The organism is Bacillus sp. REN10, from assembly GCF_016820555.1.
Lineage (GTDB): Bacteria > Bacillota > Bacilli > Bacillales > Domibacillaceae > Bacillus_CE.
Genome location: NZ_JADHDW010000005.1, coordinates 115,019 through 131,230 on the forward strand (window position 1 = coordinate 115,019; position 16,212 = coordinate 131,230).

Here is a 16,212-nt window from a genome sequence, read left to right on the forward strand (position 1 = left end):
AATATAGGTAGATATGATACAATAAAAGTGTAGTTTTCCGTTTTGTAAGTTATCGATAATATAGCGGCAACGGTTGGTGGTGGCCCGAAAGCATCTGCTCTTATAGCAGATGCTTTTTTCTGCCTAAAAAAGCTTGAATTTACAAACAATTGTGCCTAATGCTAATAAATAAAACAGAGCTGTCCAGAAAGTCCGTTTTCACTGGTTTTCTGGACAGCTCCGTTTATTTCATGGATTAATAGAATCGTTTAAAGCTATCAAATCGCGGCTTAAAATAGGAATTATCTAAACTAGTAATCGTAATGCCTTTTGATGAGCTCGCTTGAATAAATTGATTGCCTCCAATGTAAATCCCCATATGCGATATTCCTTGTTTATATGTGTTATTAAAGAACACAAGGTCTCCAGGCTGCGGATTAGATACGAAATAAGAGCGGCTATAATACCCTTCTGTATTCGTTCTTGGGATCTTCTTCCCCGCTTGATTAAAAACATAATAAATGTACCCGCTGCAATCGAAACCAGATGGCTGTACCCCTCCCCACACGTACGGAACACCCATGTGCTTTTTCGCTTCAGCAAGTAAACGAGCAACCGAAAAAGACTCATTGGCCGGTTCCTGCGGCTTATTTACTACAGGCGATTGTCCTCCGTCATTTCTTACTTTTAACGTTTGGCCCGCATGAATCATATCTGAAGTTAAACCATTTAACTGCTTCAACTGCTCGACACTCATGTCATGCAAAATAGCAATTAAACTTAAAGAATCGCCATTTTTCACCACATATGTATTGTTAGATGCTGGCGGTTTGGGTTTGGATGTTGGCGGCTTTGGTTTCGATGAAGATGGTTTCCCGCTCACCTTCAATTTCTGCCCCACATAAATCATAGGCGATTGCAAACTGTTTAGTTGCATCAGTTGCTCGACACTCATTTTGTGCATCGCTGCAATTTTACTTAAGGAATCGCCACTTTGCACGATGTATACACTAGATGAAGCAGGCGGCTTACTAGGCGGTTTCGATGGAGACGGTTTTCCGCTCACTTTCAACTTTTGGCCGACATAAATATTGTATGACTGCAAGCCGTTTAACTGCATTAACTGCGTGACGCTCATTTTGTAGCGAGCGGCAATCTTGCTCAAGGAATCACCGCTTTGAACAATATATGTACTAGAAGATGCAGGCGGCTTGGCAACAGGCGGCTTCGATGAAGATGGTTTTCCGCTCACTTTCAACTTTTGGCCGACATAAATATTGTGTGACTGCAAGCCGTTTAATTGCATCAGCTGCGTGACGCTTATTTTGTAGCGGGCGGCAATTTTACTTAAGGAGTCACCGCTTTGAACCGTATACGTCGACGCAGACGTTTTCATCGATAATTCCGGCTCACTCTTTTGATGAACCGTCGTAGATAACGGTTGGCCGCTAACAATTAACGGTTGACCGGCATAAATATTCGTTGACTGTAAGCCGTTCAACTGTTGCAACTGAGCCACGCTCATATGATAAATTTTCGCAATGGCTGATAGCGAATCACCACTTTGAACCGTGTACATTTTTGTTCCAGACGATGGTTTCGTGACATTGGAAGCAGTCACTAATTTTGGAGCTACTTCCTCAGTTGTTGGTTGTTCCATTGGCGCAGGTTCACCTATCACCTTCAATGGCTGACCCGGATGAAGAATATTTGTCGTTAATTGATTCAGTTCCTTCAGCTGGTCAACATCCATTTGATAAAGCTTGGCAATAGAAGCAAGCGTATCTCCTTCTTTGACGACGTAAACAGGATGATTCGCACCTTCCTGCTCGATCTCCTCTTCACTAACTTTTACTGTTTGTTCGGCATATAATTGATCATTGTTCAGCCCGTTCATTTTCTTTAACACTTCTACATCCACATTGTACGCGTTTGCAATACTCTCAAGCGTTTCTCCGGCCTTGACCACATGATTCTCTGCTGCTTCTGCCACTGTCACAACACCAGTTGAAAGAACCGCTGCTGTTGATAAAGTGAATAGAGTTTTTTTCATTTCGACTCTCCTCTCACACGAAGCTTTCTAAACAAAGTACTTTTGCTTTATATCGACTTTATTCTAATAGACTTAATAAGCGTACTTCCTTAAGAATCTTTTTACCTATTAATCTTTTCTTCAATTTACTTAATTAACCATTTTAATATGAAAAAAGATATATTCAAAAAGAATAAAAACCCAATTCACCTCATCCTACAGAAAAGAGCGTACTTCCTATCGAGGAAAGGAAAGTACGCTTCTCTCTATTACATGCGCTCGTTTTGGCCGATGGAATAATACTGTACTCCCGCTGCTCGCATGTCAGTAGCAGACAAACAATTTCTTCCATCAATGACTAAAGGGCTTTTCAATAATTGTTGAAATGACCGAGGAGACATGTCTTTGATCTCAGGCCATTCTGTTAAAATGAGCGCTGCGTCACTGTTCTGAAGGGCTTCTTCAATAGAAGTCGCGTAATGAATACGGTCGGTGAAAATCAAACGCGCATTCACTGTAGCGGCAGGATCATACCCTATCACCTTTACTCCTTCGTTTAGCATCGCCTCAATGATTGAAATCGATGGCGCATTTCTCATATCATCTGTATTCGGTTTAAACGCTAGTCCGAGCACCGCCACTTGCTTGCCTGCTAACGGGGACGCGACCGCTTTTACTTTATTGATAAAGTAATCAATCTGCCGTTCATTCCCTCGTTTCGCCGCTTCCACCATCGGCAGCTGGACCTCATGCTTATTCGCTACATGCAACAAAGCTTGAATATCTTTTGGAAAGCAGGAGCCTCCGTAGCCAACGCCCGCCTGCAAAAATTGGCTGCCGATACGCTGATCCATTCCCATCCCTGTCGCTACGTCGGCAATATTTCCTCCTACTTTCTCTACAAGACGAGCCATCTCATTAATGAAACTTATTTTCGCTGCTAAAAAGGCATTAGAAGCATATTTAATCAATTCGGCACTATGTAAGTCGGTCATAAAAATAGGAATACCTAGTGGCTGATACAGCGATTCCAGCGTTTGGGCTGCTTCTTTATTTTCCGCCCCAATAATGAGACGATCTCCTTTAAAAGCATCGGCAAGCGCCGTTCCTTCACGCAAAAACTCAGGAGTCGATGCGACAGAAAAAGAAAACTCCTTCTCTTGCGCTTGCTCAATCCACCCTTTCAATTGTTGGCTGGTTCCCGGCGGAACAGTACTTTTCACCGCCACAATCAAACCTGGCTGTGTCGCGTATTTTCCAATGTCATCAGCCAATGTATGGAGCGCTCGCAAATCCGCTTCCCCATTCGGCAAAGCCGGCGTTCCTACCGCAATGACAATCAATTCAGCATCCGCCATAGCCTCCTGTGATTGATTCGTAAACGTCAACTGGTGATCATATGTATATAAAGCCGTTTGTAAGCCAGGCTCGAAAATCGGTAATTGTTTCTTTTTTAATTGATCAATTTTGCAGGAATCGGTATCTAAGCATGTCACTTCACAACCTAAATGTGCGAGGACAACAGAAGTGACGATGCCGACATACCCCATCCCAGCCACTGTTACTTTTTTCATCATGGACAACCTTTCTCTTCTTTAGATGCTTCATTTACTATACAAAAAAAGACGAGCATCAACAAATCTTTGCTGATGCTCGTCTGTAAGTTCTTATTGAGTAGCTTGTAAAAAGACATTCCGGCTCGCTTCGATGGCTAACTTACTTCCTCCCTGTCCTTCTGCCCCTTCCACCATCAGTGCTAACATAAACGCAGGGTGCTTTTGATCATAAGCAACAAACAAGCCATTTTCTTTCCCGCGAGTACCCTGTTCGGTTTTCAATTCAGCTGTACCTGTTTTTCCAGCTAACGCTAAGTTCGGCACATCCGCTGCCTTCGCCGTTCCTTTTTGAACGACAAGCCGTAAATCCTTCTGTAACATAGCTGCTTCTTCTGCTGTGAACAGCGTTTTCTTCCACACTTCCGGCTTCTCTCCCGCGAACAGCTTCGGTTTCATCATCGTTCCATCATTCACCATAGCCCCGTAAGCGGAAGCAAGATGAAGCATACTCGTTAATACTTCTCCTTGTCCATAGCCTGTATCGCTTAACAGTAGCTCTTTATTTAAATCGCCATTATTGGAAATTTGCGATGTGCGAATCGGATAGTCAAACGGAAGCTTTTCAGCAAAGCCGAATGCTTTCATGCCTTTAACCATGTTCTCCGGACCTATTTCAAGGGCTGTTTGCGCGAAATAAATATTATCGGAGTAGATCAGCGCCTCTTGCAAGTTCACTGGTCGTCCCGTATCTTTCACTCGCGTCACACGATAGTTCCCCCACGAGGCATCCTTTTGCCATTGAAGTCCTGTAATGTTGCGTGCTTGTTTCGGATCCAATGTTTTCGCCTGCAAACCGATCGCAGCTGTTAATGGTTTGATCGTCGAGCCTGGGGAATACGTAGCGGCAAATCGATTGAGCAACGGTTTTTTCGGATCATTTTCCAACTGTTGATAGCGTTCATTCGTCACACCAAGCACAAATTCATTTGGATCAAACGCCGGTGAACTTGCGAGTGTCAACACTTCACCCGTTTGAGGATCAACAGCTGCGGCGGTACCTGGCATCCCTTTCAGCTGTTCATACACCTCTTTTTGCAGTTCCGCATCAATCGCGACTTTCACATCTTTTCCATTTTGAGCAGGTGTTTCAGCTAACGTCACCGGCTCTGCTTTGGCTTTTTCAATATAAATTCGATGGCCACTCTTTTCTTTCAGTTCATCTTCTAATAATTGCTCTAACCCACGTTTTCCAATTTGATCATGTTCTGAATACCCTTTGTCTTTCAACTTTTTCAGCTCTTCTCCATTAATAGAGCCTATGTATCCGGTTAAATGAGCGGTCGCTTCTTTATATGGATATTCTCGGACAGCAATTTCCTCTACCGTCGTTCCCGCCAGTTCACCAAGCTTCGCCACTTTATCTTGCTCGTTATAAGCTAGTTTTTTTAACGGAACGAAGTAACCTGGCTGTACCCAACTTTGCTTTAACTGCTCATCAATAAATTCCGGCTTAATTTGCAGAAGCTCCGCCACTTTTGCTTTTACTCCCGCCTGTTCCTCTATTTTCCCAGCGATGACACCGGCCATATATCCGCGGCCATTAATCGCTAAAGAATTGCCGTTGCGGTCAAAGATTTGCCCGCGCATTCCTTTTAATGTGTCGATGCGAATTTTATCCCCTGCTTCTAGTTCAGGAAAAATATAAGAAGGGTCCCAATCCACGAACCAATTTTCACCTTCTTCTGTTTCTTTCAACTTTAACACGGCTTTCTTCTCAAACCGAATTGGTCCGGCGAGCGTATCCATTTCCACTTTGATTGGAATTTCTGCTCGTTTTTTGTCTCCCCAATCTTTCTCTTCTTTCGCAAGGGAGGTTACTTTTAAATTTTTTACTTCTAAATCTTTATAAATGTTTTGATAGCGCTCGCTAAAATCTTTTTCCTTCACCTGTTCCTTCACAAGCTGTGAAACATAACTTTTGTACATAGTGCTGAATTTTTGCTGATTCCATAGTTTCACATATTCATTGAGACGTTCTTCTGGTGAAGGCATGCGATTGCAGGCAGCTAAGCTGAACGTCAACAATAGCAATCCAATCATCCATATGTATTTCTTCATTATTTCACCTCGGAGTTTTTTTATGACTCTTTCTGACTTACTTATTATAACAAGAAACAAGGAACATTTACTGTATGGAGACAGGCTTTTTCATATGGGATACGTAGCTATGCAAAATCATCCCAATAATAATCAATAGCATGCCCATCCAAGAAATCGCGGTTGGTAGCGGGGCTGATAACAGCAGCACTTCCAAAATCACCGCAAATAGCACTTCAAACGATTGCGTGGCTTCAACCGCTCCTAATTTTTGCATATTATCTCGAACAAGATCTGTCGCGGCGAAAAATAGCACTGTTGCAAACACACCAGAAAAAAGAGCAACAAGCCCCGATTGCATCACTTGACTTTCGCTTGGCCACCCCACTGTCACGGCTGCATAGGCGGATAAAAGCAACCAAAAAGGCAAGCTTGCCAACGTCATCCCAAGCACGCGCTGATAGGCATCTAACCGATTGGAACACATGTCCATCATTTTTCGGTTCCCAAGCGGATACGCAAAGGAAGCGATCACAATCGGCCATGTACATGAGATCACCGCTTGCCATGAAAGATTGCGCGCATGTTCCATTTGCATGAAAATAACACCTAATAGAATAATAAGTGACATCGCTAGCCCGCGCACCGGAATCGTTCCACGCTGTTTTTTCGTGCCGGCTGGCGTCGAAATAGTGATGAAAAATAGCGGTGCCAGCAAGGAACCAGAAATAATAGTCATTTGCCACGTTCCCGCAATCAACCAGCCCGGACCGTAAGCCGCAGCAAAGCATAATGGTGCATAGAAAAATCCAAAACCGACGATGCTCCACAATAACCAGCTAGAAGGATGCCTCTTCATTTCTTGAAATAACGGACGCAGCCCCTTTCTCATCGCAACAACCGCAATCAACAGTGGAACCATAAACATATAACGCAACGAGGCACTCCACATCCAATGGCCTCCACCTACTTCCATTAATCGGTTTAACACAAACGTAAAAGCAAAGAAAAAAGCAGATAACACTCCTAATATAATCGGTCGCATTGAACCCCTCCATCCGTAAAAAGGCTAAGTACAATATACCGAATATTTGAAACTTATTGAAGATAAAAAGCAAAAGGTCCTATATCATGAAAATAAAAAACTGCTGGTGAAAAGGAATTCTTTTCACCAGCAGCATGTTTTATGCCCAGTAAGCAACTGAACGCTTTTGTAGCATTTCACGGTTTTGTTCCGTTGTTTTTCTTAATACTTCATTTGTCTCAAGGTCAATGATAACTCCGTAACGACGGATGAGATCAAGATGATCGATGTCACCGTTATTGTATTGTTCCATAACGGAATCTACATCTTCTTTCAACCAGTCAAGACGAGAATGACGAATAAACGCTCTCTCTTTTTCAGTGGCTGCTTCGTCAATTTCAAATAGATCGATGTCACGATCAATTTCACGAATCACCACACCATAATCTTTTCTTGCACGTTCTATAGAAACGTACTCGTCAATCACATCTTCTAGCACAGCTTTCGGATCACGCTCTAGCGGATCACCCAATCCACCGCCGCCAGCGGATGGACGTGTAAATTGATCACCTTGTTTCAATTTGACGTTAGAGAAGATCGTTCCTAAAAATTTTTCCTCTTCCGTATCTTTATTTAACCATGCACCGTGCGGAGTGGAAGGAAGTCCACCAAAGATCCCCCAAGTAACAGAACGGGAGCGGTCGCAGCAATAAGACATCACGGTTTCGTTCGCATCTGTTAAAATACCGCCTTTTTCAATCCCGCATCCACCGCGGAATTTTCCTGGTCCGGCCGAGTCCGTCACAATTTCATGCTTCGTTGTAATAACTGGAGATAAACGCTCTTGTCCTTCACATGGCTGGATACTTAATCCGACACCAAATACTGGAGATAACGCATTGGCTCCATCTTTTGAGCTGCGGCCCCCATGTCCGCCAGCCATCCAGTCGTACCACATAAAGTAGTTATCATAGCCTTCCCGTTTGTCCCAACCGCCAATGAGCAAATATTCCAGATTGAATGAACAAGCAAGAGCTCGCTCTGGCATCACATGCGACCAAAGCTCAAAGCAAGCATTCATAATTTTCTCATATGCCCCCGAACAGAAGCCTGTCACGGCTACCGGCCAGCCAGCATTAACGACTGAATTTTCTGGCAAATGAACGTGCACCGCACGATAGAAACCAGAGTTTAGCGGCACATCCGGGAAGAATGTTTTCGTTCCCGCATAAGCAGCCGATAAAGAAGCACCGAATCCAGCGTTCAAGAAACAGCCGATATAGCTATGGGATCCCGTTAAATCATAGAAAATTTCATCGCCTTTGATCGTCATCTTCACTTTAATCGGAATCAAACCTTCACCGACAGCCGGGTCCATATCGATATAATCTGTTGTTTCCCATTCCCCATCAGGAAGTTCTGCGACTTTCACACGAGTTAGCCGTTCAACGTAATCTTGCACTTCTCTAAATGCGGTTAAAATCGTATCAAGACCATACTTTTCAACAAGAGCAAGCAACTGTCTTTCACCTGTCTTCGTTGCTTCTGATTGCGAACGCAAATCTCCTAAACGTTCTTCTGGTACACGCATGTTAGAAACAAGCACATTGGCTACGTCATGAAGATATTCGCCTTTGCTCCAAATACGTAGTGGCGGAATACGCATTCCTTCACCGTAATGATCTTTCGAATTCACATCAAACGAACCTGGAACCGATCCGCCCATATCCGCCCAGTGACCGTTTAATTGCATGAAAGCAATCAATTGACCCTCGTGGAAAACCGGACGAATAATACGTGTGTCACTGAAGTGAGTTCCTCCGCGATACGGATCATTGACGATGAACACATCCCCAGGGTGAATATCATCACCGAAGTCTTCGATGACCGCTTTTGCCGTTAAATGAAGTGTTCCAACGTGTACGGAAATATCTTGTGTTCCTTGCATCACCGTGTTTCCTTCGGCGTCGCATAATGCGGCGCTGAAGTCACGGTTATAGATCACAAATGAATAACATGTTCTCAATACTTGCTCAGACATTTGGTCAACTAAGTTGACAAACCCATTTTTTAATACTTCAAACGTTACCGGATCTAGTTTGCTTTCAAATACTGTACTCATGATTCCACCCCTTCTAATTTTCCCTTATTAATTTAACGTCGGTTGTTTTTTTGCTGCTGCTTTCGTTTCGTTTCCACTTTGGCTTTGATAGGTCATAATGATGTTGCGGTATTCATCCACTTTTACTGTGAAATCAGGTGGCACAACAATCGTTGCGTCCAGTTGATCAATAATCGCCGGACCACTAAATTCAGAAAGAACTGGAATCAGTTTACGATTATATACTTTTGTTTCCACAAATCCGCCAGCTTCTTCAAAATACACTTCACGAGATTCTTTTAATGCCGCTTCAAGGGAACCCGTTGGCTCTTCTTTCGGGAACTCTGGTTTTTTCACTGTTCCGATCGCTTCTACACGCAAGCCGTAAATTTCAATACCTGTTTCTTTATCCGAGAAAGCGAACTCACGCTCATGCTCTTGGTGGAAACGCTCAACGGCATATTCAAGAGAAGTTAATGGGCGATCGACTGATACCGAAAGGGTTCTCCACTGTCCAACATAACGCATATCCACATAACGGATCAGGTTCATATTTTCTGGTTCGATTCCTTCTTCTTCAAGTAATTGGATCGCTTCTTTCTCCATAGCGATGAATTCGTTTTCAAGATCATCTTTAGAAATGTCTTCTACATTGCTCAAGTATGTTTTCGTTACGTCATGACGAACATCTACTAGTAAACATCCCATCGCAGCTGCTACGCCTGGATGTGCTGGAACGATCACGTTTGGAATGTCCATTTCTTTGGCTAAGTGAGCTCCATGAAGGGCTCCTGCTCCACCAAAAGCAACGAGAGCAAAATCACGCGGATCATAACCGCGACGAACAGAGATGAGACGAAGAGCGTCACACATATTCGCATTGGCTACTTTAATAATGGCATCAGCTGCTTCATTAACATCATAGTTGAATTTTTTCGCGATTTTTTCAACTACTTCTACAGACGCATCACGATCAATTGTCATTTGACCATCTAATAATTTTGTACTTAAACGGCCAAGAACGAGGTTCGCATCTGTATTGGTTGGTTCTGTACCACCACGGCCATAACATGCAGGTCCTGGGTCGGCTCCCGCACTTTGCGGACCATTTCTTAAAGAGCCGCCTTCATCCACCCATGCCAAGCTTCCGCCACCAGCTCCGATTGTCAAAATTTCAATACTAGGGAAACCGATTGGATAACCGTATTCAATGTACCAATCTTTCGTAATGCGAAGATCATTGTCGTACATTAAAGAAATGTCGGTACTTGTTCCACCCATATCTAAACCGATCGCATTTTTAAAGCCGCACATATTAGCAATATGTTTGCTTGCGATCGCACCAGCTGCAATGCCTGAGCTGGCTAAGCGAGCCGCATAACGAGGAACCGTTTCCGATGTCATAACCCCTCCTCCTGAGTGAAGAACGAGAATGTCGCCATCGTATCCAATATTTTTCATTTCTTTTTCAAGGGTTTTAATGTATTTAGAAATCGTTGGTCCAAGCACCGCATTCACGATCGTTGTACTCATACGCTCATGCTCGAAAATTTCTGGTAACGTGTCAGAAGATGTACAAATATACACATCCGGCAATTCTTCTTGGAAAATCTCCTTTGCCCGCTGTTCATTGGCACCGTTGACGTACGCATTCATAAAACAAATCGCAATCGATTGAACACCGCGTCTTTTTAATTTTTGCGCCAGTGCGCGCACTTCTTCTTCATTTACTTCCTCCATCATTTCACCAGAATAATCGACGCGCTCTGCCAATTCAAAGCGGTCGCGTCGCTTAATATATGGATCAGCGACATCATTGTACGCATCCCATAAATCTAGCTTTGTCCCACGGCGAATTTCCGGTACATCGCGAAAGCCTTTCGTTGTCACTAACGCTGCTTTCGGAAGCTTTCTTTCGATTAACGCATTCGTTCCTACTGTTGTTCCGTGGGAAAACATCGCAATTTGATCCCCCGTTAACTGCGCTTTAATAATCCCATCTAACATTCCTTTTTCTGGGTTGGCCGGCGTGGAAGAGGTTTTCGTTACATAGATTTCTCCCGTTTCCTCGTCAAACACAAACACATCCGTAAACGTACCCCCAACATCAACCGCTACATGATATTTACTCACCTAATTCGCCTCCAATATTTTTATTTCATTCATTTATTTTTTTTAACCGTTTCATCCTATTTTCGAAACACCCTTATTCCCCCTTTGTCCATCACCCCCTTAAAATTACGGAATATTCAGAATTTATTTCATTCAACTATTCAAGCAAGGGCTAAGCCTGCTGAATAGTCTCTTTCATCTTCTCCACCTTCTGCTCTATTTCACGCCTGATCTGAAACGCTTGGTCAATCGTCACGGCATGAAAGCGCACCTTCGATTGAGGTCGTGCTTGAGCAAGTACATTCAAGTCCGGGCGGATGACCGTTCCAACCGTCACATACCCACCCCCACCTGTACCGTCAGTCATCAAGATGATTAACTCCTCTTCGTTCGGTACAATGACTCCTCCGATCGGGTAAGGAATGTCGACAATATTGCCAAAACTGTTTCCAGACCCAAAGGGCGGTTCTTCCTCTTTATAATTCACTCGACCGCCATGTAACCGATAAGCAACTCGATTAGACTCTGTTTCAATCACCCATGCTTGATTTAAAAGACCGACCAGTCCTTCGTCGCTCACTCTGTCACAAGTAAGCCCCATGACAAGACGAATATTCAGCTCCTTTGAAAAAGAAGGTTGCGCTTCCATCGGTAACATTTTTCCCACTTGTCGAATCGCCCCTGGCAGCGGTTCATGTAACAAAAGGAGATCTCCTTTTAACAAAGGCCTTCCTAACACACCAGAAAATTCACTGGCCAAACAACTAGATCGGCTCCCAAGCATTTCTGGCGTCGCCAGCCCACCTGATACAGACAAATAAGCAAAAATGCCTTCACGAATCCAACCGATCGACAGAACATCTCCAGGCTGAACAATAAATGGCTGCCATAACGGAATCTGCTCTCCATTTAACTGAACATCCGCTGGTGCACCAGTCACAACCGCGACTGTTTTTTTCTGAAATTCCACGACAGCCCCTTTCACCATCATTTCTAGCGCAGCAAAGTGACGAGGATTTCCAAGCATGATATTTCCGAGCAAATAAGAATATTTATCGGCTGCTCCAGATGGCGGTACGCCCAGATGGTAATAGCCAAATCGCCCCATATCTTGGATGGTCGTTCGGATGCCTGCTTCTACGATGCGCAATCCCATTTAAAATCCCTCCATTATTTGTGAGATATAGGCCGCCCGTTTTTCATCATATTCCGCTCCGGAAAAAGGTACATGCTTTACCTTGTATTGATACGTATGCTTATCGACTTCTTCACGAATGTTACGGTATTCTGCTTCACTCACCGGCCGATACTTCCACAAGTCTCCTGGCCTTGCTAGAAAAAATGACTCTTGAAACATCTCCAAGCTTTGCGTCGGGTCATACACAGGAACAGCGGACAAACCGATCAACTGATAGCTGCCTGGTGATTGCGTCGGGTACACAACAGTGAATGCTCCGCCGACACCTACTGCTTCTCTCGGTGTTTTGGCTCTTGGACTCATATACTTTGGTGCTTGAATCACTTGGTCGTTTTCTACTCCAAGCGGAAAAGTCCAGGCAGTACCAGGCTTGAAACCAAGCGAAGTGACAAAATAGGGATTAGCGGAATGGGATTCAATAAAGTGCTCCTTATCCGTGAACCCATTGATCTTCATCACAAACTCAAAATTGGATTGCTCCGGCTGCTGATGACGATGCTGATCCTTTTCAATCGCTTCCTTTGTCACACGATCGTCATACCAAACAGGAATTTCAATTAAACGGCTATCGAAGTTCAACTCCGAGCGCTTGCTTTTTTCGCGATCAACCTCTTGTAAATAAGCAAGCAAATCATGAGGAGACACCTCGTTTGGATTGTAGCGAATTAAATAAGACGCATTCGCCGGATAAATTTCTACAATACCTGGGATTTGCCGTTTTCTTAGCTCATTCGTAATCGAAATGGCTTTAAAATTACTTTCTATTCTCATTTCCTTTGAAATCTCTGCGTAAATATACTCATCACCACAAAAATCAAATCGGGTTTCAGGAAAGATTAGCATCTGGGTCACTCCTTTACTTTGATGTCTTTTTCATTCGGCGGCTAATGGTCGAAGCACTGACTCCAAGCACGCTAGAGGCTTTCGCAGCGGTACCGTATTTTCCAACGGCTAATTGGATTAACTGATGTTCAATTTCCTCCACCGCTTCCTTTAACGGCATGATCCCTTTGACCGTAATCCGGCCAACCTCTTCTCCATCCGTATCCCAAATGGCTCGAAAGACATCGTTTCCAGAAATCTCTGCTTGTTTGGAAGTAACCACTAATCGTTCCATCACATTTTGCAATTCTCTAATATTGCCTGGCCATTGATAACTTTCTAATAATTGGAGCCCTTCTCTCGACATCTTCTTTTCTTTTTGATAAGCTGCATTGAACTCTTTCAAAAAATACAGCGACAATGGAGCGATGTCGTCTTTCCGCTTGCGCAATGGCGGAATCGCTAATGGGACGACATGCAGCCGGTAAAAAAGGTCTTCACGGAAGGTTCCATCTTGCACCATCTTCTTTAAATGGCGGTTCGTCGCCGCCAGCACGCGAACGTTCACGGGAATCGGCATCAGTCCCCCAATCCTCACCACTTCGCGCTCCTGAAGTACACGTAACAATTTCACCTGCATATGAAGTGGGATTTCCGAAATTTCATCGAGAAAAATCGTCCCTCCGTGAGCGGCTTCAAACAACCCTTTCTTCCGGTCGCTTGCACTTGTAAACGCTCCCTTTTCATGCCCAAACAATTCACTTTCCAACAGGTTCTCAGGAATGGCTCCGCAATTGATCGTCACAAATGGCTGTGTCGCCCGATTACTATACGCATGGATATGACTGGCGATGACTTCTTTTCCAACACCGGATTCTCCCGTAATAATCACAGTGGAATCGACGGCGGCCACTTGCTTTATTTCTTCAACAAGCTGCGTCATCACTTTCGAACGATATACCATTTTTTTATGAATGACAGGCGAATGCTCCTCTCCTAAAAGCCTGCGTTCGATCGGCTCGTCCGCTGTCACATCTCGCGAAAGCACAATTACTTTCTGAAGCTCCCCTTCTTTATACACCGGGGTGGCCGTGGATAGAACTTTACTATTGTAACGATTATGCTGGGCTAAGCTGATTCGCTGCTTTTCCTTCATACAAAGATCAACAATATTTGGTTCTAGAAGACCTTGCTGTGCGAGATCATTGACATTTTGACCGATTAAATTCGCTTGAGAAAATCCTTTCCAGAAACTTTGCAAAAATGCCCCCGCTACGCTCGTGATCATACCAGACGGATCCGTCACCATAATTTGCTCATTCGATGCGGCGTAAATCGCCTGCAATTCTTCACTTAGCTCACGAACAAATTGCATCTCACTCACGGCTTCTTCTAATAATTGCTGTAAATAAAAGACATGCACCATTCCTTGAATTCGTCCTTCACGATCAATCGGAGAAAAATGTCCCATAATCTTTTTAAAGTTAAAAGAACAGGCCACCCCGAACTTTCTCTCTCCAGCCAAAATGTTGTCTAAGTTCGCTTCTGTCTCCATAATGGTTTTATAATTGCGGTTGATGAGAATCGACCGAGGCAACCCTAAAATTTGCTCAGCTGTTTCATTCATGAAATTGACTTCAAACTTGTCATTTGTCGTGATAATTCCCATTTCTGCACTGTTAATGCTCTGGTTTAACAAAGCAAGCTGCAGCTCACTCACTGTTTGTTTCGCTTGATCAGCCGTCGCATAACCGACAATTTCATCTTTGGCGTCGACCCCAACAAACAGTTCGCAATGATGCCAAAATTCAACCCAACTCGTTTCGCGAACGAATAATACATCTTTCTCAAAATGGATCGGCTCATCGAAAGAAGAAACATGTTCAAGCTGACGAAACAATATAGAAGGCGTGATATACCCAACTAGTTCCTTGCCCTCATGAAACACAAAGGCAATATCGTGATGTGCTTCATTAAACAATTGAATCACTTCTTGCACCGTTGCTTCTCTTCCTATCCTTAGCGGAAGAGGCTTTAACACCTCTTTCCATTTCCATCTCATCTTCGTTATCCCTCCGATCTGCACTTTCACAATGAGGGAAGATCCTGTTAACGTAGTGAATACGTTTACATTTGTCTTAATAAAAGCAAATATCGTGCCAAAACTACAAAATTAAGCAAAAAATTAAAAGATTCAGAAAAAATACGCTATTTATTCACTATTTAGACAGGAACTCCTCTTGCTTTCTATCCAACTACTTCGCTTCAAAACTGCAAGAATCCTTTTAATAAATTGCAAAATTGCAATATTTGTTTGCAATTTTGCAATTTCAAGAGGATAGATACGTTGATCAGCCATTTTTCAACATCGATAGCTAATGAGTGCTTCAATACAAAAAAGATGAAGTAGTTTTGGAGGAGTTTCATAATAAAGAAAGAAGAGGCCATCTATAACCGGATGCGCTCTTCTTTTTTTGTTGATTTATTTAATCATCATTAGACGAATAATTAAAATATAATTGTAAAAATTATGTACAAGTTAAAGAACAAATAATAACGAGGATGTGAATCTCTATGAATAGAAAGATTTTGTATTCGATTGCTATATTCTTTATAATTCCCTTTTTATTAAGTGCAGGAAAAGTGAATGCAGAGAATCGAGACATAAATTTCACTCTTGAAGAAAAGTATACTCAAGTTGGTTTTAAAACATTAGAAGAGTCTATAAATGAGTTTCAAAATCATTTTAAAAAGGATGTAGCATTACCTAAAACTACACCTTCAATAACTTTTACACACAAATTCGGAAGATTCTACAAGGATAGAGAATATAAAACAAATGATTTCTTGGAGATCAAATATGTTAACGAACATATAAGTGAAAATAATTATAAACTTGATATTAGACCCCTAAAAAATAAATTGATCTTTAAAGGCAAAGGAAACCAAAGAAAATACAAACTTGAAGATGATACTAATGCAATTTATTTTGACGATAGCCTGTTTAATTGTCTTGTATTCGAGAAAAATAATTGGCAGTATATAATTGGAATTGACAAGCGTGTATCTGATAAAGTTACTGAAAAAGATTTAATAAAAATTGCTAATTCAGTTTAATGATATTTTCTAATAAAATTTCACAAACAGCTGCTTTCACCCCTCGGCCGATCGCCTTCCCTACTTCCATAGCAGAAAGCGACCCTTTGAATGAATCTGGTGCGACTAAAATATTCATCCCTATCCCCTCCTTATTTCTGCTATTTTACAATGGAATCGACAGTGACACGATTA

11 protein-coding genes are annotated in these 16,212 nt (G+C 42.8%); 1 reads left to right on the plus strand and 10 read right to left on the minus strand.

Annotated elements, in window-relative coordinates; all coding sequences use genetic code 11:
* Positions 1-235: 235 nt before the first annotated feature.
* The 9 genes from IRB43_RS09910 to IRB43_RS09950 form a co-directional block, all read right to left on the minus strand.
* On the minus strand, positions 236-2,032 hold the full coding sequence (locus tag IRB43_RS09910) for a peptidoglycan endopeptidase (protein WP_203363309.1): 1,797 nt from the start codon (positions 2,030-2,032) through the stop codon (positions 236-238).
* Positions 2,033-2,280: 248 nt separating this feature from the next.
* Positions 2,281-3,588, minus strand: a complete 1,308-nt coding sequence (locus IRB43_RS09915) for a UDP-glucose dehydrogenase family protein (protein ID WP_238941935.1) — start codon at positions 3,586-3,588, stop codon at positions 2,281-2,283.
* A 90-nt stretch (positions 3,589-3,678) separates the two neighbouring features.
* Entirely contained in the window at positions 3,679-5,685 is a 2,007-nt protein-coding gene (locus IRB43_RS09920) for a penicillin-binding transpeptidase domain-containing protein (RefSeq protein ID WP_203363310.1), read from the minus strand.
* 67 nt (positions 5,686-5,752) lie between these two features.
* Complete coding sequence (locus IRB43_RS09925; RefSeq protein ID WP_203363311.1) at positions 5,753-6,709, minus strand: DMT family transporter; 957 nt, start codon at positions 6,707-6,709, stop codon at positions 5,753-5,755.
* A gap of 139 nt (positions 6,710-6,848) precedes the next feature.
* A complete protein-coding gene (locus IRB43_RS09930) occupies positions 6,849-8,810 on the minus strand; it encodes a hydantoinase B/oxoprolinase family protein (RefSeq protein ID WP_203363312.1) in 1,962 nt (653 codons plus the stop codon).
* A gap of 27 nt (positions 8,811-8,837) precedes the next feature.
* Positions 8,838-10,922 carry a hydantoinase/oxoprolinase family protein gene (locus tag IRB43_RS09935; RefSeq protein WP_203363313.1) on the minus strand — a complete coding sequence of 695 codons (2,085 nt, stop codon included), beginning with the start codon at positions 10,920-10,922 and terminating at the stop codon, positions 8,838-8,840.
* Positions 10,923-11,073: 151 nt separating this feature from the next.
* Positions 11,074-12,057, minus strand: a complete 984-nt coding sequence (locus IRB43_RS09940; RefSeq protein ID WP_203363314.1) for a 5-oxoprolinase subunit C family protein — start codon at positions 12,055-12,057, stop codon at positions 11,074-11,076.
* Positions 12,058-12,942 carry a 5-oxoprolinase subunit B family protein gene (locus IRB43_RS09945; protein ID WP_203363315.1) on the minus strand — a complete coding sequence of 295 codons (885 nt, stop codon included), beginning with the start codon at positions 12,940-12,942 and terminating at the stop codon, positions 12,058-12,060.
* 13 nt (positions 12,943-12,955) lie between these two features.
* Complete coding sequence (locus tag IRB43_RS09950) at positions 12,956-14,983, minus strand: sigma 54-interacting transcriptional regulator (RefSeq protein ID WP_203363316.1); 2,028 nt, start codon at positions 14,981-14,983, stop codon at positions 12,956-12,958.
* 512 nt (positions 14,984-15,495) lie between these two features.
* Here IRB43_RS09950 and IRB43_RS09955 point away from each other — a divergent pair.
* On the plus strand, positions 15,496-16,038 hold the full coding sequence (locus tag IRB43_RS09955; protein ID WP_203363317.1) for a carbon monoxide dehydrogenase: 543 nt from the start codon (positions 15,496-15,498) through the stop codon (positions 16,036-16,038).
* Here IRB43_RS09955 and IRB43_RS09960 read toward each other — a convergent pair.
* Positions 16,025-16,156 carry a glycerate kinase gene (locus IRB43_RS09960; protein ID WP_203363318.1) on the minus strand — a complete coding sequence of 44 codons (132 nt, stop codon included), beginning with the start codon at positions 16,154-16,156 and terminating at the stop codon, positions 16,025-16,027. The two genes, IRB43_RS09955 and IRB43_RS09960, sit on opposite strands and share 14 nt — an antisense overlap.
* Between the last annotated feature and the right edge of the window lie 56 nt (positions 16,157-16,212).

Coding starts and splice junctions, on each gene's coding strand:
- IRB43_RS09950 (WP_203363316.1), bottom strand. CDS start 14,983: ATGAGATGGAAATGGAAAGAGGTGTTAAAGCCTCTTCCGCTAAGGATA.
- IRB43_RS09920 (WP_203363310.1), bottom strand. CDS start 5,685: ATGAAGAAATACATATGGATGATTGGATTGCTATTGTTGACGTTCAGC.
- IRB43_RS09955 (WP_203363317.1), top strand. CDS start 15,496: ATGAATAGAAAGATTTTGTATTCGATTGCTATATTCTTTATAATTCCC.
- IRB43_RS09960 (WP_203363318.1), bottom strand. CDS start 16,156: ATGAATATTTTAGTCGCACCAGATTCATTCAAAGGGTCGCTTTCTGCT.
- IRB43_RS09940 (WP_203363314.1), bottom strand. CDS start 12,057: ATGGGATTGCGCATCGTAGAAGCAGGCATCCGAACGACCATCCAAGAT.
- IRB43_RS09930 (WP_203363312.1), bottom strand. CDS start 8,810: ATGAGTACAGTATTTGAAAGCAAACTAGATCCGGTAACGTTTGAAGTA.
- IRB43_RS09945 (WP_203363315.1), bottom strand. CDS start 12,942: ATGCTAATCTTTCCTGAAACCCGATTTGATTTTTGTGGTGATGAGTAT.
- IRB43_RS09925 (WP_203363311.1), bottom strand. CDS start 6,709: ATGCGACCGATTATATTAGGAGTGTTATCTGCTTTTTTCTTTGCTTTT.
- IRB43_RS09910 (WP_203363309.1), bottom strand. CDS start 2,032: ATGAAAAAAACTCTATTCACTTTATCAACAGCAGCGGTTCTTTCAACT.
- IRB43_RS09915 (WP_238941935.1), bottom strand. CDS start 3,588: ATGATGAAAAAAGTAACAGTGGCTGGGATGGGGTATGTCGGCATCGTC.